At 68.9% G+C, this 19,938-nt stretch carries 16 protein-coding genes; 7 read left to right on the forward strand and 9 right to left on the reverse strand.

All coding sequences use genetic code 11. The features are described from left to right. Positions 1-95: 95 nt before the first annotated feature. The gene (locus tag IB269_RS27805) at positions 96-1,340 is read left to right on the forward strand and encodes a helix-turn-helix domain-containing protein (RefSeq protein ID WP_192368844.1); all 1,245 of its coding nucleotides are present in this window, start codon (positions 96-98) and stop codon (positions 1,338-1,340) included. Positions 1,341-1,372: 32 nt separating this feature from the next. Then, positions 1,373-2,029 carry a glutaminyl-peptide cyclotransferase gene (locus IB269_RS27810; RefSeq protein ID WP_123692347.1) on the forward strand — a complete coding sequence of 219 codons (657 nt, stop codon included), beginning with the start codon at positions 1,373-1,375 and terminating at the stop codon, positions 2,027-2,029. Between the two features lie 3 nt (positions 2,030-2,032). On the opposite strand, the gene IB269_RS27815 is transcribed toward IB269_RS27810, so the two are convergent. Then, positions 2,033-3,121 (reverse strand): tartrate dehydrogenase, encoded by a 1,089-nt coding sequence (locus IB269_RS27815; RefSeq protein WP_192368845.1) that lies wholly within the window; start codon positions 3,119-3,121, stop codon positions 2,033-2,035. A 130-nt stretch (positions 3,122-3,251) separates the two neighbouring features. On the opposite strand from IB269_RS27815, the gene IB269_RS27820 reads away from it, so the two are divergent. Beyond that, a complete protein-coding gene (locus IB269_RS27820; protein ID WP_170962064.1) occupies positions 3,252-4,166 on the forward strand; it encodes a LysR substrate-binding domain-containing protein in 915 nt (304 codons plus the stop codon). Between the two features lie 25 nt (positions 4,167-4,191). Here the strand turns inward: IB269_RS27820 and IB269_RS27825 are convergent, their stop codons facing one another. From IB269_RS27825 to IB269_RS27835, 3 genes are all read right to left on the reverse strand, one after another. After that, on the reverse strand, positions 4,192-4,638 hold the full coding sequence (locus tag IB269_RS27825; RefSeq protein WP_012204282.1) for a GatB/YqeY domain-containing protein: 447 nt from the start codon (positions 4,636-4,638) through the stop codon (positions 4,192-4,194). Between the two features lie 122 nt (positions 4,639-4,760). Beyond that, complete coding sequence (gene rpsU / locus IB269_RS27830; RefSeq protein WP_012204283.1) at positions 4,761-4,973, reverse strand: 30S ribosomal protein S21; 213 nt, start codon at positions 4,971-4,973, stop codon at positions 4,761-4,763. A 165-nt stretch (positions 4,974-5,138) separates the two neighbouring features. Then, positions 5,139-6,359, reverse strand: coding sequence for an NAD(P)/FAD-dependent oxidoreductase (locus IB269_RS27835; RefSeq protein WP_192368846.1), 1,221 nt, complete (start codon positions 6,357-6,359; stop codon positions 5,139-5,141). A 185-nt stretch (positions 6,360-6,544) separates the two neighbouring features. Between IB269_RS27835 and IB269_RS27840 the strand changes: the two genes are divergently transcribed. Further along, positions 6,545-7,048, forward strand: a complete 504-nt coding sequence (locus IB269_RS27840; protein ID WP_013803479.1) for an acyl-CoA thioesterase — start codon at positions 6,545-6,547, stop codon at positions 7,046-7,048. On the opposite strand, the gene IB269_RS27845 is transcribed toward IB269_RS27840, so the two are convergent. The 5 genes from IB269_RS27845 to IB269_RS27865 all read right to left on the reverse strand — a co-directional run bounded on the left by IB269_RS27845 (position 7,035) and on the right by IB269_RS27865 (position 16,223). Beyond that, positions 7,035-10,076 carry an ATP-binding protein gene (locus IB269_RS27845; protein ID WP_225614324.1) on the reverse strand — a complete coding sequence of 1,014 codons (3,042 nt, stop codon included), beginning with the start codon at positions 10,074-10,076 and terminating at the stop codon, positions 7,035-7,037. The genes IB269_RS27840 and IB269_RS27845 overlap by 14 nt on opposite strands. Positions 10,077-10,225: 149 nt before the next feature. Further along, positions 10,226-11,038, reverse strand: coding sequence for a uroporphyrinogen-III C-methyltransferase (gene cobA, locus IB269_RS27850; RefSeq protein WP_192368847.1), 813 nt, complete (start codon positions 11,036-11,038; stop codon positions 10,226-10,228). 27 nt (positions 11,039-11,065) lie between these two features. Next, positions 11,066-11,980, reverse strand: coding sequence for a DNA-binding protein YbiB (ybiB, locus tag IB269_RS27855; RefSeq protein ID WP_192368848.1), 915 nt, complete (start codon positions 11,978-11,980; stop codon positions 11,066-11,068). Between the two features lie 98 nt (positions 11,981-12,078). After that, complete coding sequence (locus IB269_RS27860; protein ID WP_192368849.1) at positions 12,079-14,916, reverse strand: nitrate reductase; 2,838 nt, start codon at positions 14,914-14,916, stop codon at positions 12,079-12,081. A 44-nt stretch (positions 14,917-14,960) separates the two neighbouring features. Then, on the reverse strand, positions 14,961-16,223 hold the full coding sequence (locus tag IB269_RS27865) for an NAD(P)/FAD-dependent oxidoreductase (RefSeq protein WP_192368850.1): 1,263 nt from the start codon (positions 16,221-16,223) through the stop codon (positions 14,961-14,963). 413 nt (positions 16,224-16,636) lie between these two features. Here IB269_RS27865 and IB269_RS27870 point away from each other — a divergent pair, with 413 nt between their 5' ends. The 3 genes from IB269_RS27870 (at position 16,637) to IB269_RS27880 (ending at position 19,914) form a co-directional block, all read left to right on the forward strand. Then, on the forward strand, positions 16,637-18,376 hold the full coding sequence (locus tag IB269_RS27870) for a PAS domain-containing methyl-accepting chemotaxis protein (RefSeq protein WP_192368851.1): 1,740 nt from the start codon (positions 16,637-16,639) through the stop codon (positions 18,374-18,376). Positions 18,377-18,506: 130 nt separating this feature from the next. Continuing rightward, positions 18,507-19,163, forward strand: coding sequence for a DUF937 domain-containing protein (locus IB269_RS27875; protein WP_063326784.1), 657 nt, complete (start codon positions 18,507-18,509; stop codon positions 19,161-19,163). A gap of 310 nt (positions 19,164-19,473) precedes the next feature. Further along, entirely contained in the window at positions 19,474-19,914 is a 441-nt protein-coding gene (locus tag IB269_RS27880) for a CBS domain-containing protein (RefSeq protein ID WP_012204294.1), read from the forward strand. Positions 19,915-19,938 lie beyond the last annotated feature (24 nt).

Genomic DNA, 19,938 nt, shown 5'->3' on the forward strand with positions numbered 1-19,938 from the left:
CAGCCTAGCGCCCACCGATGACCGGGCCGTGACCGTGCGTTGGCCCGGGATGAATTGCAGGCACAGCCGTGCCGCACACGATGGATGGGATGGGCATGGATTCTCTGATCACGGCGGCGGCCCGTGCGCTCGCGGTTGGCGACCCCCTTGGCGCGCTGAACCGGGTGGCGCTGCGCGACGATGCACCCGCGCTGGCACTGCGTGGCATCGCCATGGCGCAACTGGGCGATCTGGTGCGGGCCCGGGCCTTGCTGCGCAGCGCTGCGCGCGCCTTCGGCCCCCATGAGGCTGTGGCCCGCGCCCGCTGCGTAGTGGCCGAGGCCGAGATTGCACTGGCCTTGCGCGAGCTGGCATGGCCGGCCCGCAGGTTGGTTGCGGCGCGGGCGGTGCTGCAGGCGCATGGCGATCCCGTGAACGCCGCGCATGCGGGCTATCTGGAAGTACGCCGGTGCCTGCTGCTGGGCCGCCTGGGCGAGGCCGAGGGTCTGCTGGGCGGACTGCGGCCCGCGCTGCTGCCTGCCGCCTTGCAGGCGTTCCATGCCCTGGCCCTGGCGGGTATCGCCATGCGCCGATTGGACATCCGTGCGGCGCACAGTGCGCTGGCCGATGCCGCGCAGGCGGCCGGCGCCGCCGGCATTGCAGCCCTGGCCGCCGAGGTGGGGCAGGCCGCCCAGGCCCTGCACGCGCCTGCTGCGGTGCTGCTGGAGCGGGAGCCGGCCGGATCGCAGGCTCAGAAGCTGCTGTCGCTGGATGAGGCCGGGACCCTGCTGGCCTCGGGCGCGCTGGTGGTGGATGCCTGCCGCCATGCGGTGCGCGCCGGACCGGCGGCGGTCTCGCTGGCGGGGCGCCCGGTGCTGTTTGCGCTGGCGCGCGCGCTGGGCGAGGCCTGGCCCGGCGATGTCTCACGCGAGGCGCTGGTGGCGCAGGTATTTCGCGCCCGGCAGGCCGATGACTCGTACCGTGCGCGTCTGCGTGTCGAGATCGGCCGCCTGCGCCGCCTGCTGCGGCCGCTGGCAGAAGTTCACGCCACGCCCCTGGGATTTGTGCTGGCGCCCCGGCAGGCCCGGGTGGCCGTGCTGGCACGGCCCGTGGAAGGTGCGCCGGGCGTGCTGTGCGGGCCGGTGCTGGCGCTGCTCTCCGATGGCGAGGCCTGGGCCAGTTCGGCGCTGGCCCAGGCACTGGGCGCGAGCCAGCGCAGCGTCCAGAGGATCCTGGAGGCGCTGGAGCGCGACGCGCTGGCGCAGCCCGTGGGCCGGGGACGCGCCCGCCGCTGGGTGGCCCGGCCTGCGCCGGGATTCACGACGACTTTGTTACTCCCCGCTGTGCTGCCGGCTGGCTAGCATGGGCTGACCAACGCAACCAGGAGTTCCGCATGAAGACAGAAGCTGCAGAAATCATCCGCGAGTACGGTCCCTTTCCCGGCATCGATTGCGTGCACGGGGTGTCCTACGACGGCAGCCAGGTCTGGTTCGCCACCGGCACCCAACTGCAGGCGCTGGACCCCGACAGCGGCCGGATCGTGCGCAGCATCCCTGTGCCGGGCGATGCCGGCACGGCCTTCGATGGCCGGCATCTGTTCCAGATCGCCAATGACCGTATCCAGAAGATCGACCTGTCCACCGGCCACGTGCTGGCCACCATTCCTGCGCCCGGGGGCGGCGGCGATGCCGGCGATTCGGGAATGGCCTGGGCTGAGGGCTCGCTGTGGGTGGGTCAGTACCACGGCCGCAAGATCCATCAGATCGATCCCGACACCGGGGCGGTGCTGCGCACCCTGGAGTCCAACCGCTTCGTCACCGGCGTCTCCTGGGTGGACGGCCAGTTGTGGCACGGCACCTGGGAAGAAGGCCAGAGCGATCTGCGGCGCCTGGACCCGGACAGCGGTGCCGTGCTGCAGCGGCTGGAGATGCCGGCCGGCACCGGCGTGTCGGGGCTGGAGTCCGACGGCGGCGACCGCTTCTTCTGCGGCGGCGGAGAAAGCGGCCGCATCAGGGCCGTGCGCCGGCCCCGGCAGGCGCAGCAGCCCTGAGGCCTACTTGCCCGCGATCTGCGCCGCGATGGCCTGGCCCACTTCGGTGGTGCTGGCCGTGCCGCCCAGGTCGGGCGTGCGGGGGCCGCTCCTGATGACTTCCTCGATGGCCGAGACGATGGCGTCGTGCGCCGCGCGGCCTGCGCCCTGGCCGTGGGTCAGGAAGTCCAGCATCAGCGCTGCCGACCAGACCATGGCGATGGGGTTGGCGATGTTCTTGCCGTAGATGTCGGGGGCCGAGCCGTGCACGGGCTCGAACAGGCTGGGGAAGCTGCGGTCGGGGTTGAGGTTGGCCGAGGGGGCCAGGCCGATGGTGCCCGTGGTGGCCGGTCCCAGGTCGCTGAGGATGTCGCCGAACAGGTTGGTGGCGGCCACCACGTCGAAGCGGCCCGGCTGCAGCACGAAGCGCGCGGTCAGGATGTCGATGTGCTGCTTGTCCAGCGTGACGTCCGGGTAGGCCTTGGCCACGTCCTCGGCGCGCTGGTCCCACCAGGGCATGCTGATGGCGATGCCGTTGCTCTTGGTGGCCAGGGTGACGTGCTTGCGCTCGCGGCTTTGGGCCAGGTCGAAGGCGTACTTGAGCAGGCGCTCGGCACCCTTGCGCGAGTAGACCGATTCCTGGATCACGATCTCGCGGTCCGTGCCCTCGTACATGATGCCGCCCAGCGAGGTGTATTCGCCTTCGGTGTTCTCGCGCACCACGTAATAGTCGATGTCGCCGGGCTTGCGGCCGGCCAGCGGGCAGGGCACGCCTTCGAACAGGCGCACGGGGCGCAGGTTGATGTACTGGTCGAACTCGCGGCGGAACTTGAGCAGCGAGCCCCACAGCGAGACATGGTCGGGCACGGTGGCGGGCCAGCCCACGGCACCGAAGAAGATGGCGTCCATGCCGGAGAGCTGCGCCTTCCAGTCGTCGGGCATCATTTTTCCGTGGGCCAGGTAGTAGTCGCAGTGGGCCCAGTCGAAATTGTGGAATTCGAGCTTGATCGCAAAGCGGCTGGCGGCGGCCTCCAGCGTGCGCAGGCCTTCGGGCATGACTTCCTTGCCAATGCCGTCACCGGCGATGACGGCGATCTTGAATGTGTCTTGCATGGTGTCTGTCCTTGGATCGAATGGATGGATATGAAGCGGCGCCGCTGAAAGCCTGGCCGCATGCATGGCATTGTTGGCTGCGCCAGGGCTAAATACAATCGGCCAACTGTGGTTCCATTGTTTACAGATCGTGAATAAACAACCGGCTCCCGAAGACCTGCGTGTCTTCACCGTGGTGGCCCGCAAATCCGGCTTTGCCGCTGCGGCCGAGGAATTGGGTGCATCGCCCGCCTATGTGAGCAAGCGCATCCGCCTGCTGGAGCAGGAGTTGGGCGTGAAGCTGCTGCACCGCACCACGCGCCGCGTGGCCGTGACCGAGGAGGGCGAGCGCGTATTCCACTGGGCGCAGCGCATCCTCGACGACATGGACCAGCTGATGCAGGAGGTGGCCATCACGCGCAGCGAGCCGCGCGGCCTGCTGCGCGTGAGCAGCAGCTTCGGCTTCGGGCGGCATGTGATCGCGCCGGCGCTGTCCCGGCTGGTGGAGCGCCATCCGGGGCTGCAGGTGCGGCTGGATGTGTTCGACCGGCTGGTGGATGTGGCGGGGGAGGGCTTCGATCTGGATGTGCGCGTGGGCGACGAGATTGCGCCCCACCTGATTGCGCGGCGGCTGGCCGACAACCACCGCGTGCTGTGCGCGGCGCCTGCCTACCTGGCGCGCCGTGGCACGCCGCGCACGCCGGCCGAGCTGTCGGCCCACGACTGCCTGGCCATCAAGGAGCGCGACCAGGCCTTTGGCGTGTGGCGGCTGCGCGCGGGCGCTGCCGAGCAATCGGTGAAGGTCACGGGGCCGCTGTCGGCCAACAACGGGGAGATGGTGGTGCAGTGGGCCGTGGATGGGCGCGGCATTGCGCTGCGCTCGTTGTGGGATGTGGGCGCCCATCTGCAGGCAGGGCGCCTGGTGCAGCTCTTGCCCGAATGGCGGCAGGAGGCCAATGTCTGGGCGGTCTATCCGACGCGGCTGCAGCTGTCGGCCAAGGTGCGTGTCTGTGTCGAATTCCTGCAGGAGCACTTTCAGCAGGAATGGGCGGCAGCAGCGTCCTGAAAAGGGCGCGGCTGCCGCAGCAGGCTCAACCTGCCAGGGCGGCCTTGACGGCAGCGGACACCTGGCCCATGTCGGCCTTGCCAGCCAGCTGCGCCTTGACCGCGCCCATGACCTTGCCCATGTCGCCGGGGCCGGAGGCACCCAGCTCGGCCACGATGGCCTTCACGGCGGTGGCCACTTCCTCGGCCGACATGCGTGCGGGCAGGTAGGCGGTCAGCACGGCCATTTCGGCCTTTTCCTTGTCGGCCAGGTCCTGGCGGCCCGCGCCCTCGAAGGCGGCGATGCTGTCCTTGCGCTGCTTGATCAGCTTGTCCACGATGGCGATGACGGCGGCGTCGTCGAGCTCGACGCGCTCATCGACTTCCTTTTGCTTCATCGCAGCCAGCAGCAGGCGGATGGTGCCCAGGCGTTCGCTGTCCTTGGCGCGCATGGCGGTCTTCATGTCTTCGGTGATCTGGGCCTTGAGGCTCATGGCATTTCTCCTGAGGTAGTGGCGTCGGAAAACAAAAACCAAAAAACAAAAACAAAAAACCCGCGCCTGGCGTCCCGAGCGCGGGTTTTGCGGCTGACGAGAGCCGGCTGGTCAAGGGCTGATCAGTACAGCTTCTTGGGCAGCTGCATGCTGCGAACGCGCTTGTAGTGACGCTTGACGGCGGCAGCCTTCTTGCGCTTGCGTTCGGATGTGGGCTTCTCGTAGAACTCGCGAGCGCGCAGGTCGGTCAGCAGGCCGAGCTTTTCGATGGTGCGCTTGAAGCGGCGCAGGGCAACTTCATAGGGCTCGTTTTCTTTTACGCGGATGGTGGTCATTAGCTAGATTTCCAGATATCTGTGCTGACAGCGGGTTCTCGGGAAGATCGGGCCTGAGAGCCATGTTCAGCGGTTGGTCCCCGTCAATAGTTAACTAGTATTGGCCGACGGGGCAATTGCCAGCAAAGCGGGCGATTATACGCGAGACGAAAGCGATCTGACAAATCACGCACAAGGCAAGGCCTGCGCGCACGCATACCCGCTGGCCCAGGCCCATTGGAAGTTGTATCCGCCCAGCCAACCGGTGATGTCCACCACTTCGCCGATGCAGTACAGGCCGGGCTGGGTCTTGCATTCCATGGTCTGTTGCGAAAGCGCACGCGTGTCCACGCCGCCCAGCGTCACTTCGGCCTTTTTGTAGCCTTCGGTGCCGGTGGGCACGATCTCCCAGCGCGACAGGCGCTCGGCCAGCTGGTTCAGGGCCTTGTCCGAGGCTTCGGCAATGGGGCGCTGCCAGGCCGCGTCCTGCTGTACCCAGGCATCGGCCAGGCGCGAGGGCAGCCACTGCGCCAGTTCGTTGGCGATGAGCTTGCGCGAGCGCGACTTGGCCTTGAGCAATTCGTCCTGCAGGTCCACCTCGGGGGCGAGGTTGATGCACAGGGGCGTGCCGGGCTTCCAGTAGCTAGAGATCTGCAGCACGGCGGGGCCGGACAGGCCGCGGTGCGTGAACAGCAGGTCTTCCATGAAGGCCATGCGTTCCTTCTTGCTGCCGGTGCTGATCTCCACGGGCAGGGCCAGACCCGCGAGCTGGGCGTAGGGGGCCCAGGCGTCGCCATCGAAGGTCAGCGGCACCAGGCCCGGCGTGCGCTCGACCAGGGGCAGGTCGAACTGCTGGGCCAGGCGGTAGCCGAAGTCGGTGGCGCCGATCTTGGGAATGGACAGGCCGCCCGTGGCGATGACCAGGCTGGGCGCCTGCACGGCGCCACGGCTGGTCTGCAGGCGGTACTGGCCATCCGCATGCGCGACGGAATCGACCTTGCAGGGCTGCCAGCGCTGCACGCCGCCGGCCTGGCATTCGGCCAGCAGCATGGCGATGATGTCCTCGGCCGAGCGGTCGGCGAACAGCTGGCCCTTGTGCTTTTCATGGTGGGCAATGCCGTGCCTGTCCATCAGCGCGATGAAGTCGGCCGGCGTGTAGCGCGACAGGGCCGAGCGGCAGAACTGCGGGTTGCAGCCCACGAAGTGCTTGTGCGGCGCACGCACGTCCAGGTCGCGGTTGGTGAAGTTGCAACGGCCGCCGCCCGAGATGCGGATCTTCTCGGCCACCTTCTCCGCGTGGTCCAGGAGCAGCACCGACAGGCCACGCTGTCCGGCCTGGGCCGCACAGAACAGACCGGCCGCGCCGGCGCCGATGACGATGGCGTCGAAAGAGAGGGAAGAGGTCACAAAAACGTCACTCGGGGGGCAAAAGGGCGCCCATTCTCGCGCACTTGTGCCAGCCCTTCGCGTGCCCTGTGAAACTGGCGTGTCCTGAAGCCAGGGACACCGAGGAAGGGCCGCCCCGCACCGAGGGTGTCGTCCCCCTCTGGGGGAAGGCGCGCAGCGACTCAGGGGGGACCTAAAATCCAGCGATGAATTTCCCATCGCACCAGCTGAGCATGACCGTGCTCATGTCGCCCGACATGGCGAACTTTTCGGGCAACGTCCATGGCGGCGCCGTTCTCAAGCAGCTCGACCAGGTGGCCTATGCCTGCGCCAGCCGCTACGCGGGCCGCTATGTGGTCACGCTGAGCGTGGACCAGGTGATGTTCCTGCAGCCCATCCACGTGGGCGAGCTGGTGACCTTCCTGGCCAGCGTCAACCACACGGGCAAGTCGTCGATGGAAATCGGCATCAAGGTGGTGGCCGAGGACATCCGCACCCAGGTGGTGCGCCATGTCAACAGCTGCTTTTTCACCATGGTGGCGGTGGACGAGAACAAGCAGCCTGCGCCCGTGCCCACGCTGGTGCCGGCCACCGACGAGGAAAAGCGCCGCTGGCAGGCCGCGCTGATCCGCAAGGACCTGCGCCGCGAGCTGGCCCAGCGCTTCGAGCAAAGCCGCGTGACGGCCAGCAGCTCGGTCAAGCCGGGCTGAGCGTGGAGGGTGCGGCGGGCGGCCGATGCAAGGTGCCGGGCGCGCTGCCCTGCAACTCGTCCCGCACCTGCTCGATGACGCGCCTGAGGTCTTCCATGGAGGCCGGCTTGGACAGCACCTCGTCGGCACCGGCCTGCAGGTAGCGCAGGGCCTCGGACGCCTCCGGACTGGCGGTCAGCGCAATCACGCGGCAGCGGCGCAGCTGGTTTTCGGCTTCCCGCCGACGCAGGCGCCGGATGAACTCGAAGCCGTCCATGATCGGCATGCGGCCGTCGGTGATGATGAGATCAAAGGACTCGGCCAGGCAACGCGCCCAGGCCTCCTGTCCATCGCCGGCCAGCGAGATGCCGTGGCCCAGCGCGGTGAGCTGGCTCTTGAGCAGCTCGCGATTGAACATATAGTCTTCCACGGCCAGGATTCTGAGTTCCGGCTCGGCCGGGACTTCGGGCAGGGGCTCGGTGCCTGTATCGGCCTTTGCACGCAGCTCCAGGGGCGCGGGCATGAGCCGGGGCAATACCTCTTCGGCCGAAGGCCTGTCGTCCAGCTCCACCAGCGGCAGGCTCAACCTGACCGTGAAGCGTGAGCCCCGGCCCGGCATGCTCTCCAGGGTGATGGTCCCCCCCATGTGCTCCAGCAGGCGGCGCGTGATGCTCAGGCCCAGGCCGCTGCCGAAGGCCTGGTCCTGATGGGCGCCCGGCACCTGCGAAAAGGGCTTGAACAGCCGGGCCTGGTCCTGCGGGGCAATGCCGATGCCGGTGTCCTCCACCTCCATCTGCAGCAGCAGGCGGTCATGGCGGCGGGTGCCTTGCGCGCGCAGGGTGACGCTGCCGCGTTCGGTGAATTTGATGGCATTGCTCAGCAGGTTGAACAGCACCTGCTTGAGGTGCAGCGGGTCTGCCGTCACGCTGTGGTCCACGCCCTTGCCAACCTGGGTGCGCAGCGACAGCCGCTTGCCGTGCGCCAGGCCCTGCAGCAGCGGGGCCATGTCTTCGATCAGCGGCCGCAGCGCCACGGGCTGGGGCGTGGAGTCGATGTGGCCCGACTCGATGCGGTGCAGGTCCAGCACATTGCCCAGCAGCAGGAGCATGCCCTGGGAGGCCTTGTGGGCCGCGGCCAGCGTATCGCGGTGGGGCAGGCCGAGTTTTTCGCGGTCCTGCGCCAGCTCCAGCAGGCCGATGATGGCGCTCAGTGGCGTGCGTATCTCGTGGCTGGTGGTGGACAGGAACAGGCTTTTGGCCCGGTTGGCGGCCTCGGCGCGCCGCTCGGCACGGCGCGTCCTGCGCATCTGGCGGCTCAGGTAAAAGCCCCAGACCAGGGAGGTGGCCGTGGCCAGCGCCAGCGCTGCCAGCAGCAGCAGCAGGCGCTGGCGGTGCTCGCGCCAAAAGCGCGTGCCGCTGCCGCTATCGCGCGGCGCCCACAGGCGCACGATTTCGGCCATTTCTTCGGGTGAGATGGACAGCTGGGCCTTCTCCAGAATGCTCAGAAGCTCGGGCTCGGCGGCATGCACGGCCAGGCTCACGGGGCGGGTGTAGTCCTCCAGGATGCCGGTGAGCTGCAACTGGTTGCCCAATTGCTGGGCGTTGGCATAGCGCGCTGCGTAGTCGTTGCCGACGAAGGCATCGCTGTCATCGGCTGCCACGCTGGCCAGGGCCTGGGCCAGGTCGGGATACAGCTGCAGCCGTATGCGCGGATGCTCGCGGCGCACCGTGTCCTCCAGGAAGAAGCCAGCCACCATGGCCACGCGCTTGCCCTCCAGTCCCTGCAGGTGGTGTATGCCCTTGTCACGCTGTGTGCCCGCGTTCGCCTCGGGCCGGGCCAGCACCACCACCGCGCTGCGCAGGTAGGGCGGCAGCAGCTTGATATCGGGCGATGCAATCGGCGGCGAGGTGTAGACGGGGGTGAGCAGGGCCTTGCCCGAGCCCAGAATGGCCTCGAGTTCGGTGTAGTTGCGTGCGGTCACGTAGTCGAACTGCAGGCCGGCGCGGTGGCTGATCAGGTCCAGGTAGTCGGGTCCTATGCCCTCGGCCTGGCGGTCGGCATTCAGCTTTCCCAGCGATCCCAGCGAGCTGTTGAGCACCACGGGAATGCGGGGATGGGCATCCAGCCATTGCTTTTCAGAGGGTGTCAGGGCCACGCGGTCGCTTCCCAGCAGCGGACGGCGGCTGCCGCTCCAGCTGTGCAGAATGTCGTCGCCATGCTGCAAGGTGATGGCGGGCAGGGCCTGGTCCAGATAGGCCTTCAGCTGCGTATCGTCATGCCGCACCAGCATGCCGAAGCCCCGGCTCTCTATGGGGGCAAAGCCCTGCACGCGCAGGTTGAGCAGGTAGTTGGCCTGGATCAGGTAGTGCACCGTGACCGTGTCGCCGACGAAGCCATCGATCTCGCCCAGGCTCAGCGCCTCCAGCGCGCGGCGGGGTGTTTCATAGGTCAGCAGCTCGCTGAGAGGATAGGCGGCCGCAACCTGGGAGCGCAACAGCTGGTCGGGCGTCATGGCCAGCCGCGCGCCCCGGCGCTCCGCGTCGAAGGGCGCATGCGAGAGCGACACCAGCACGGGCTGGCTGGGCAGGTAGGGCACGCTCAGGGCCAGGTCGGCGCGTTCGGCCTCCAGCTCGGTGCCCTCGCAGGCCAGGTCGATCTCGCCGCGCCGCAGCGCATCGAGCACGGCCACGCGCGATCCATAGGTCTTGAAGCGCACCGGCGCGGGAAACAGCAGTCCCAGGTGGTCGGCCGTGATGCCCTGGAAGCGCTCGCCATCGATCATTTCCAGGGGAGGATGGTCGGGCAGGGAAATGCCCACGGTCAGCGGCCCGCGCGCCTGCAGCCACTGGCGGTGCGCGGGCGTGAGCCAGGGTTTTGCACCGGCCGTGACGCGCGTGGCCAGCACCATGTCGGCGCCTCCAGCCAGGCCGGGCATGAGCAGGGCCATGCCCAGCGCGCAGCCGGCCAGCAGCGGCGACCACGTGCGCCGCCATGCGGACAGCCGTATCTGCGCAGCTGTGGAAGTGAAATTAAGGCCTGGTGTTTTCATGGAATCCCCCGATGGCGCTACCGCCGCCTGGCGGAGCTGACGGTCTGCCAAAACGGTCTAAACGCCGTTTCGGCAGCCAACAGGGGATTTTTAATGAAAACTAATGACTTTTATGAATCGATAGATTTTTGATTGCAGCAATCTCGCACTCAGGCGGCTGCAACCGCAGCGTTGAGCTGCGTCTGAGGCTCGGCCATTGCCCGTACGCCATGGACCACATCGCCAACGACGATGACGCTGGGGCTGCCCAGGCCCGTGTCGGCAATGCACTCCACCAGCGCGCCCAGCGTGGTCAGCGCGTGGCGCTGCTGTGGCAGGCTGGCGTGCTGGATCACGGCCACGGGCGTGGCTGCGGGCAGGCCATTGAGCAGCTCGGCGCGGATGTGCTCCACGCTGCTCACGCCCATGTAGATCACCAGGGTGAGCCGCGCATCGCGCGCGGTGGCGGCCAGCTGGCGCCAGTCGGTGCCGCTGTCGCCGGGCTTGGCGTGGCCCGTGATGAAGACCACGCCGTGCGCCCGGTCGCGGTGCGTGAGCGGGGCGCCCAGGCTGGTGAGCCCGGCCAGGCCAGCAGTGATGCCGTTGATGACCTGGACCTCGACGCCCGCTTCGCGCAGGTGCTCCACCTCTTCGCCGCCGCGCCCGAAGATGAAGGGGTCGCCGCCCTTCAGGCGCACCACGGTCTCGCCCTCCTGCACGGCGCTCAGCATGAGCTTTTCGATGAAGGCCTGGGGCGTGCTCTTGCAGCCGCCGCGCTTGCCCACGTAGACGATGCGCGCCGTGGGCGCGGCATGGGCCACGATGGCGTCGCTGACCAGGTCATCGACCAGCAGCACGGTGGCAGCCTGTATGGCCTTGAGGGCCTTGATGGTCAGCAGCTCCGGGTCGCCGGGGCCGGCGCCGACCAGGGTGCAGGTGCCGCGCCGGGCGGTGTTCGCAGGGGTGTGGGACGGGGTCGTCATGGCGGGGCTCCGTTTTTTCTGGGGTATTCAGCGAATCTGATCGGCAAGGTGGACGATGTGTTCCACCTGGCGTGTGAGCGCGGGAGGCACGGGCAGCCGGCCCGCGAGCACGTCTTCGGTGTAGCGCGCCGTGGTGTCCACGTCGATCTCGGCGGGCAGGCCCGGCACGTCGGAGGCGGTGCCGCTTTGCTGCTCGGCCAGCAGCTGGTGGGCGCCTGCCACAAAGCCGTCGTAGCGCGGCAGCCGGCGCGGGTCGGCCGCGACCTCGCCTTCCAGCCCGCGCGAGAGCAGGACATTCATGCCCAGCGTCCCGAAGGTGCCGTGCAGCATGGGCAGGTACTCGGGATGGGTGTAGGCCGTCACCAGCAGGCAGGGGCCGTCGCAGGGCGCCAGCAGCTTGACCACGCTGTGGCCCGGGTTGCGCAGGCCGATGACCTCGCGCACGGACAACAGGCGCGCCAGGGCCGGGTGCAGATGCTCGGTATGGATATGGGCCACCTGGCCGCCGGCCAGGGCCTGGGGAGATGGCAGCGGCGCAATGCCCAGGGCCTGCAGCACATCGCTGGCCAGGATGCGGCGCGCCTCGGTGCGCATGCCGTGCAGCAGCACGGGCAGGCCTTCGCGTGCCAGCAGCAGGGCCAGCAGGGGCGTGAGCACGGGCAGGCGGCGCGCGCCGTTGTAGCTGGGCAGCACGATCACGGGGCGGCCATGGGCCGAGGCGGGAAAACGGGCGACGCGCGCATGCACGGCGTCCAGGAAGCCGCTCATCTCCTCGACGGTCTCGCCCTTGATGCGCATGGCGATGCAAAAGGCCCCGATCTCCAGGTCGCTGACGCCGCCGTCCAGCACCTGGCCGAACAGGTCGGACGCCTGCGGGCGCTCCAGCGCCTTGGCTCCGCGTGCGCCGCGGCCTATTTCCTTGATGTATTGGCTGATGCCCATGGCGTTGCAATCGTGGGTGGAATCCTGTGGGGGCATATTTTCCCGCAGGTTTCATTACTTTTCGCTATATATGCAAACCCGTTGTTCAATCGCCTCTTTCATGCGGCCTCCTGGCTCTTCGCCAGGGGTATGTGGCGCACCAGGCGCTTGAGCTCGGGCAGGCAGGAGCCGCAATTGGTGCCGCAGCGCAACTGGCCCTGCAGCGCGGCCAGGCGAGCGTCGTCGCTGCCATCGCAGCGCGCAAGTGCGCCTGCGATGGCGGTCTCGTCCACATCGAAGCAGGTACAGACCTGGCGCGCACGCGGCTGGATGGCCAGCGGCGCCGAGCCCGAGGGCATGAGCAGCAGGCGGCCATAGTCCTGTGCCGGCATCTGGTCCTGCAGCAGGGTGGACAGCCAGCTGCCCGCGCGCGTGTCGCCCGCCAGCAGCAGGGCCTCGACCGTGGTGGACAGGCTGTGGCGGTCCAGCCGCAGCGCGCGGCTGTGCTGGCGGCGGCGGTCGCTGTAGCGCAGGGTGTCGGCGGCATCCAGGCCCAGCAGGGATTCGATCCGTGCGAGGACGGCCTCGCCCGGCGCCTCATGCGCGGCGGCGCGCAGCAGCACGCCGTGCCGGGCCCGGGCGGCGTCCTGCAGCGGGACGGCATTGCCGAAGGGCACGCAGCTGGCAAAGCCGAAGTGCGGCATGAGGGCGGACAACTGCTCGCGCACGGCCAGCACCCGGTCCTCGGGCAGCCAGGCCATGGCCAGCAGGGTCCAGGGCAGTTCGGCCTTTTGCAGCTTCACGGCCGTGTGCTTGAGTTCGGGCTGCTTGGAGCCGGGGCACAAGGCCGGTGTGGTCAGGGCATTGACGCCGCCCATTGAAGTGCCGCCCAGGTACTCGCCGCCCCAGTGCATGGCCATGAAGAGCTGGGAGGGCGTCAGCGTGTCGTCGGGCTGCACCGGCACCAGCAGGGCGCCGCGCCGGCTGCTCATCTGCACCAGGTCGCCCGCGCGCAGGCCGCGCTCGGCCATGTCCCGCGGGTGCATTTGCAGGCAGGGCTCGGCCGCATGGCTGAACAAGCGGCCCAGCTGGCCCGTGCGGCTCATGCCGTGCCACTGGTCGCGCAGCCGGCCCGTGGTCAGGCTGAAGGGATAGTGCGCATCGGGCGGCTCGGCCAGCGGCTGCCAGGGCAGCAGGGCAAAGCGTGCGCGGCCATCGGGCGTGGGAAAGCGGCCGTCTTCGTAGAGCCGTGCGCGGCCCTGGGCTGCGCCTTCGGGCAGCGGCCATTGCTGGGGGCCTTGCGCGTCCAGCAGATCCCAGGACAGGCCGGTGATGTCCAGGTCACGCCCGCGCGTGCTCTCGCGGTGCTCATTCCAGATGGCCTGGGCGCCGGCAGCGGCGTCTTCGGTGTCGTAGGGGAAGAGGCTGGGCCGGCCCGGGCGCAGCCGTGCCTCCATGCGCCGCGCGCAGTCCACGGCAATGCGCCAGTCATGGCGCGCGGCGCCGGGTGCGGCCACGGCGGGGCGCACGCGCGAGATGCGCCTTTCGCTGTTGGTCACCGTGCCGATCTTCTCGCCCCAGGTGGTGGCAGGCAGCAGCAGGTCGGCGTAGGCGCAGGTGGCGGTGGTGGCAAAGGCCTCCTGCACGATGACGAATTCGGCCCGCTGCAGCGCGCGTCGCACCAGGGCCTGGTCGGGCATGCTTTGCGCAGGGTTGGTGCAGGCTATCCACAGCGCGCGGATCTCGCCCTCGGCGGCGGCCTCGAACATCTCCACGGCGGTCTTGCCGGGGCGGGGCGGCACGGCGTCCACGCCCCACAGTGCGGCCACTTCGGCGCGGTGGGCCGGGTTGGCCAGGTCGCGGTGGGCCGACAGCAGATTGGCCAGCCCGCCCACCTCGCGCCCGCCCATGGCATTGGGCTGACCCGTGAGCGAGAACGGCCCCGCGCCTGCGCGCCCGATCTGGCCCGTGGCCAGGTGCAGGCCGATCAGCGCGGCGTTCTTGGCCGTGCCGTTGCTGCTCTGGTTCAGGCCCTGGCAGTACAGGCTCAGCGTGGCGCCACGGGCGGCGTCGTCGCGTGCATCCCCGCCCAGCGCAAACCATTGCGCGGCCTGGAACAGATCGTGCCGAGGCAGGCCGCAGAGCTCGCCCACGCGCTCGGGCGTGGCCTCCCGCACCAGGGCCTGCAGGTCGGCAAAGCCGCTGGTGTGGCGTGCGATGTAGGCCTGGTCCAGCCAGCCTTCCAGTTCCATGATGTGCAGCATGCCGTGGAACAGCAGGGTGTCGCTGCCGGGGCGCAGCGGCAGGAAGAGGTCGGCCATGCCGGCCGTGTCGGTGCGGCGCGGGTCGGCCACGATGATCTTCATCTGCGGCCGCGCGGCACGCGCCTGCTCGATGCGCCGCGTGAGCACGGGATGCGCCCATGCCGCGTTGCTGCCCGCGATGAAAAGGCAGTCCGCATGGTCCACATCCTCGTAGCAGGCCGGTGGCGCGTCGGCGCCCAGCGTGAGCTTGTAGCCGGCCACGGCGCTGCTCATGCACAGGCGCGAATTGGTGTCGATGTTGTTGGTGCCGATCAGGCCCTTGGCCAGCTTGTTGAAGACGTAGTAGTCCTCGGTCAGCAACTGGCCGCTCACATACAGGCCCACGGCGTCGGGGCCGTGCTCCTGCACGATGGAGGCCAGCCTGCCGGCGGCCAGGTCCAGTGCGGCATCCCAGCCCACATCCTGGGGCGCCGCGCCGCGCGTGGCACGCAGCGCGGGCTGCAGCAGCCGCGTCTGCCGTGCCAGGGCGGGCGAGGCCGTCAGGTGCAGGGTGCTGCCCTTGGTGCACAGGCGGCCGTGGTTGGCGGGGTGCGCCGGATCGCCACGCACGCCCGTGATGCGCGCACCATCGCTTTCGATGAGGACGCCGCAGCCTACGCCGCAATAGGGGCAGGTGGATCGGGTTTCTTGCATGGTGGGCCTGGGGTGGATGAGGGAGGGGCAGGGCACGGGCGCCGTCACGCGCCGCTGGCCGGGTCGGCCTGATTGGCCTTGCTGGCTTGACTTTCGCCGAACATGAGGCGGTCGCGCAGTTCCTGCACTGCCACGCCATCGCGCAACAGGCGGAAGTACCATCCGCCGTCCTCGGTGTCGCCATACAGGCAGGCGCCGACCAGCCTGTCACCGCGCAGCACAAGCTTGCGGTATACGCCCGCGCCGGGGTCGCTGAGCACGATTTCCTCCGTGCCCTCGTCGCCGCGGAAGTCGCCCGCGCTGAACAGATGGATGCCCGTGACCTTGAGCTTGGCCGAGGTCTGCGAGCCCGGATAGCGGCCGATGCCCATCTCCGCCAGGTGGTTGGCCAGCACCTTGCCCTGCTCGAACAGGGGCGCCACCAGCCCGTAGGCCACGCCCCGGTGCGCCGCGCACTCGCCCACGGCGTAGATGCGCGGGTCGGTCACGGTCTGCAGCGTGTCGCTGACCACGATGCCGCGCTGCACGTGCAGGTGCATCTGCTCGGCCAGCGTGGTCTCGGGCCGGATGCCCACGGCCATGACCACCAGCGAGGCCGGTGCCTCGCGCCCGTCCTGCAGGTGCACGCAGGCCACGCGGCCCTGGCCGTCGCCCGTCAGCGCCCGGGTCTGGGCCTGCATCAGAAAGCGCATGCCGCGCTCGGCCAGCGAGGCCTGCAGCAAGGCGGCGGCGGTTTCGTCCAGCTGGCGGTCCAGCAGGCGCTCGCCCGCATGCACCACGGTAACGTCCATGCCGCGCTTCATGAGTCCGTTGGCGGCCTCCAGGCCCAGCAGGCCGCCGCCGATGACCACGGCATGGCGGTGTCTGGCGGCCGCCGCGATCATGGCCTGGGTGTCGGCAATGTCGCGGTAGCCCAGCACGCCTTCCAGCTCGCGCCCGGGCACGGGCAGCATGAAGGGGCGCGAGCCCGTGGCCAGGATCAGCCGGTCGTACTCGGCGCTCACCGGCTGTCCGGCCGCGTCCACGGCGTGCACCACGCGGCGCGCCCGGTCGACTGCGTGCACGCGGCAGCCCGCATGCAGGGTGATGCCGTGCTGCGCATACCAGGACCAGTCGTTGAGGATGATCTCGTCCAGCCGCTGCTCGCCCGCCAGCACGGGCGACAGCATGATGCGGTTGTAGTTGGGGTGGGGCTCGGCCCCGAATACCGTGATCTCGTGGAGGTCGGGCGCGATCTTGAGCAGCTCCTCCAGCGTGCGCACGCCGGCCATGCCGTTGCCCACCATCACCAGCCTGGATTTTTTCATCGTGCCCCCGTTGCGGTTCGGAAAACAAAAAAGGCGTCCCCACGCTGCGCGGCCGATGGCTGCGCGCGGGGTGACGCCTTTGTCCCGGGCCGTGGCACGTCGTTGCGCCTGGCCCTGCGGCCCTTCATGGCCACGCCCGGTATTTAGCAAGCTGCGTGCCAGGCCTGCTGCCCTGTGGCGACTGATCGCCCGGGGACGCGAGCCCGCGCGGCCGTGCCAGGCTGGTGCGCCGCATGCATCAAAGCGGTGCGCGTGCTATCGATACGGTCCTATCAGATGTCTGAATCCAATGGAGATTTTGTTTTTATTTGTTTCAAATGTGGCGGTTCGGGGTAAAAACTTTGAACTCCGGCCAGCGGCTCGCTGGGCCGGATGGGGCACGCAGGATTTTTCTTCTTCAAGGGAGGATGCCTATGAGAGTGAATCTGCCGGTCAGTACGCGCGAGTACTCGTTTCCCAAGGGCCAGACCTTGGTCTCCACCACGGACCTGAAGGGCCGCATCCTCTACTGCAACCCGATGTTCATCGAGGTCAGCGGCTACGAGCGCGAAGACCTGCTGGGCCAGCCCCACAACATGATCCGCCACCCCGACATGCCCGAGGAAGCCTTCCGCGACATGTGGGAGACCATCTCGGCGGGCCTGCCCTGGTCCGCCCCCGTGAAGAACCGGCGCAAGAACGGCGACTTCTACTGGGTCATGGCCAATGTCACCCCGCTGATGGAGGGCGACCGGCCCTCGGGCTACATGTCGGTGCGCACCGAGGCCACGCGCGAGCAGACCGATGCGGCCGAGCGCCTCTACGCCACCATGCGCGCCGAAAAAGACGCCGGGCGCCGGGTCCACGTGCTGCGTGCCGGCCACCTGTTGCGCAACAACCTGCGCGGCCGCCTGGCCAACGCATTGAGCCTGGGCCTGGCCGGCAAGCTGGTGCTGATCTTCTTCATGGTGGTGGCGGCGGCCTTTGGCGCGGCGCTGGCCGGTGGGCATACGCTGGACGCATGGTCTGCGCTGGCCTGGCTGGCGGTCTGCATCTTCACGGGCCTGGCCGGGGCCTGGGCCTACCGGCTGACCGTGGCGCCGCTGGCGCAGATGGTGCTGCTGGCCAACCGCCTGGCGGCCGGCGACCTGACGCAGACCATACGCATCACGCGCAAGGACGTGGTGGGCGATCTGCAGAAGGCGCTGAGCCAGCTCAACGTGAACCTGCTGTCCATCGTGCGCGATGCGCGCGAGGAAAGCGACAAGATGCAGATCTCCAGCCGGGAAATCGCGCAGGGCAACCATGACCTGTCCGCGCGCACCGAAACCCAGGCGGGCAACCTGCAGCAGACGGCGGCCTCCATGGAGGAGATCACGGGCACCGTCAAGCACACGGCCGACTCGGCCCGCCAGGCCACGGACCTGGCCGCCCAGGCCAGCGAGGTGGCCGAACGCAGCAGCGGCGCCGTCGATGGCGTGGCCGCCACCATGAAGCAGATCCAGGCCGCGTCGGGGCGCATCGGAGAGATCACGCAGCTCATCGACTCCATCGCCTTCCAGACCAATATCCTGGCGCTGAACGCTGCGGTGGAGGCCGCGCGCGCGGGCGACCAGGGCCGGGGCTTTGCGGTCGTGGCGGCCGAGGTGCGCAGCCTCTCGCAGCGCACGCTGGCGGCGGCCAAGGAGATCCGCGAGCTCATCGACGACTCCGCCGCCAAGGTGCTGGACGGCAACCAGAGGACCGAGGTGGCGCAGAAGACCATGATCGAATCGCTGGATCTGGTGCGGCGCGTGAGCCTGCTGATCGGCGAGATCCACAGCGCCTCCAGCGAGCAGCTCAGCGGCATCTCGCAGGTCAACGCGGCCGTGGCGCATCTGGACAGCATCACGCAGCAGAACGCGGCCCTGGTCGAGCAGAACGCGGCATCGGCCATGGCCTTGCAGGCCCAGGCGCAGACCGTGTCGGAAACCGTGCAGGTGTTCCGGCTGGACGCCACGGGCCGCTCGCCTGCCGCAGCGGGCGATGCCGTGGCCCTGCGCCGGTCCATGAAGGCCCAGGCACAGAGCCAGGCAGGCGGCCAGGCACGCAGCCAGGCACGCAGCCAAGTGCAGAGCCCGCCACAGATGCGGCAGGCGCGCGCGCAGCCGCAGAGGGTGCTGACCACGACCTGATCCCTGCGGGTTCCTGCGGGCGCTGGAAAACATCGTTGACACTTGGACGTGGCACCGTCATGTGCGCTGCGCAGGCTTGCGCATACCATGTGGCTTTGTGTTGACCGGGCGACCGGATGAAGGAACGACCATGAACTCCAGCTCTTCCCTGGCCGCCGAACTGATGGCCCAACTGCAGGGCGCGCCCATGCAGCAGATGGCGGACCAGATCGGCGCCAGCCCCGCCCAGACCGAAAGCGCCGTGGGCGCGGCCCTGCCCGTGCTGCTGGCCTCGCTGGGCCGCAATGCGGCCGATCCGCAGGGCGCGGCCAATCTCTTCGGCGCTCTGCAGCGCGACCATGGCGCGGCCAGCGGCGGCGGCGGCGCCGGTGGCCTGGACCTCGGCGGCCTGCTGGGCTCGCTGCTGGGCGGCGGCGCAGGCGCGGGCGGCAATGCAGGGGGCGGGCTCGATGGCGCGGCCATCCTGGGCCACATCCTGGGCGGCAACCAGCAGCGCGCGCAGGACGGACTGGGCCAGGCCACGGGCCTGGGCAGCGGCGGCGCGGCCCAGCTGCTGCAGCTGCTGGCCCCCATCGTCATGTCCTTTCTTGCACAGCGCGTGAGCGCAGGCGGCATGGATGCCGGCGGCCTGGGCCAGGTGCTGGGCCGCGAGCATGCGCAGGCGCAGCAGCAGGGCGGTCTGGGTGGTGGTTTGCTGGGCAGCCTGCTCGATCAGGATGGCGACGGCCAGGTAGGTCTCAGCGATCTGATGAAGATTGGTGGCAGCCTGCTGGGCGGCCGCCGCTGAAATGATGCAACACCCCCTGAGCCGCTTCGCGGCTTCCCGTTGCACGGCGCCCCCTCTCTCGCTTCGCGGGAGGGGGACGACGCCGTCGGCTAGGCGCCCCCGCCGCGAGGCGGCTCTTGCTCGGCGTCCCTCGCTTAGGTAGCGCCAGTCGTATGCGCTGCAGGCGGCTCTATTGCAGGACCAACGGATAGGTTGGGATCAGGGTAACGGGCAGGGCCGGTGCGTGTGCATACACGCGCTGGCCCTGTTGCTTTTTGGGCGCAGTTCGGATGACACTAGAACCGAATTGGCGAACGACTGAAAGGCACCCATGACAGCAGTTGCAGACATTCTCAAGTCCAAGGCCAGCGGCGCGGTGTACAGCATCGCGCCTACCGATTCCGTGCTCGACGCGCTGCGGCTCATGGCCGACAAGGGCATTGGCGCCCTGCTCGTGATGGAGGGCAGCGAGATCGCAGGCATCGTCACCGAGCGCGACTACGCGCGCAAGATCGCGCTGCTGGGGCGCACCTCGGGCGCCACCCTGGTGCGCGACGTGATGACGCGCGACGTGCTCTTCGTCGGCCCCACCCAGACCACGCAGGAATGCATGGCGGTGATGACCGAGAACCGGCTGCGCCATCTGCCCGTGGTGGACGAGGGCGGCAAGCTGCTGGGCCTGATCTCCATCGGAGACCTGGTCAAGGACATCATCTCCGAGCAGAAGTTCATCATCGAGCAGCTGGAGCACTACATCTCGGGCCGGCACTGAGCCGGGGCCCGGCCGGCCCGCAAT

Origin of the sequence: Delftia sp. DLF01 (genome assembly GCF_014852125.1) — a bacterium.
In the GTDB taxonomy this organism is placed as follows: Bacteria; Pseudomonadota; Gammaproteobacteria; order Burkholderiales; family Burkholderiaceae_C; genus Comamonas; species Comamonas acidovorans.

Bases quoted from the DNA above. Each gene is read 5' to 3' on its own strand.
- IB269_RS27805 (WP_192368844.1), top strand. From the start codon at position 96: ATGGATTCTCTGATCACGGCGGCGGCCCGTGCGCTCGCGGTTGGCGAC.
- IB269_RS27810 (WP_123692347.1), top strand. From the start codon at position 1,373: ATGAAGACAGAAGCTGCAGAAATCATCCGCGAGTACGGTCCCTTTCCC.
- IB269_RS27815 (WP_192368845.1), bottom strand. From the start codon at position 3,121: ATGCAAGACACATTCAAGATCGCCGTCATCGCCGGTGACGGCATTGGC.
- IB269_RS27825 (WP_012204282.1), bottom strand. From the start codon at position 4,638: ATGAGCCTCAAGGCCCAGATCACCGAAGACATGAAGACCGCCATGCGC.
- rpsU (WP_012204283.1), bottom strand. From the start codon at position 4,973: ATGACCACCATCCGCGTAAAAGAAAACGAGCCCTATGAAGTTGCCCTG.
- IB269_RS27840 (WP_013803479.1), top strand. From the start codon at position 6,545: ATGAATTTCCCATCGCACCAGCTGAGCATGACCGTGCTCATGTCGCCC.
- IB269_RS27845 (WP_225614324.1), bottom strand. From the start codon at position 10,076: ATGAAAACACCAGGCCTTAATTTCACTTCCACAGCTGCGCAGATACGG.
- cobA (WP_192368847.1), bottom strand. From the start codon at position 11,038: ATGACGACCCCGTCCCACACCCCTGCGAACACCGCCCGGCGCGGCACC.
- ybiB (WP_192368848.1), bottom strand. From the start codon at position 11,980: ATGGGCATCAGCCAATACATCAAGGAAATAGGCCGCGGCGCACGCGGA.
- IB269_RS27860 (WP_192368849.1), bottom strand. From the start codon at position 14,916: ATGCAAGAAACCCGATCCACCTGCCCCTATTGCGGCGTAGGCTGCGGC.
- IB269_RS27865 (WP_192368850.1), bottom strand. From the start codon at position 16,223: ATGAAAAAATCCAGGCTGGTGATGGTGGGCAACGGCATGGCCGGCGTG.
- IB269_RS27870 (WP_192368851.1), top strand. From the start codon at position 16,637: ATGAGAGTGAATCTGCCGGTCAGTACGCGCGAGTACTCGTTTCCCAAG.
- IB269_RS27875 (WP_063326784.1), top strand. From the start codon at position 18,507: ATGAACTCCAGCTCTTCCCTGGCCGCCGAACTGATGGCCCAACTGCAG.
- IB269_RS27880 (WP_012204294.1), top strand. From the start codon at position 19,474: ATGACAGCAGTTGCAGACATTCTCAAGTCCAAGGCCAGCGGCGCGGTG.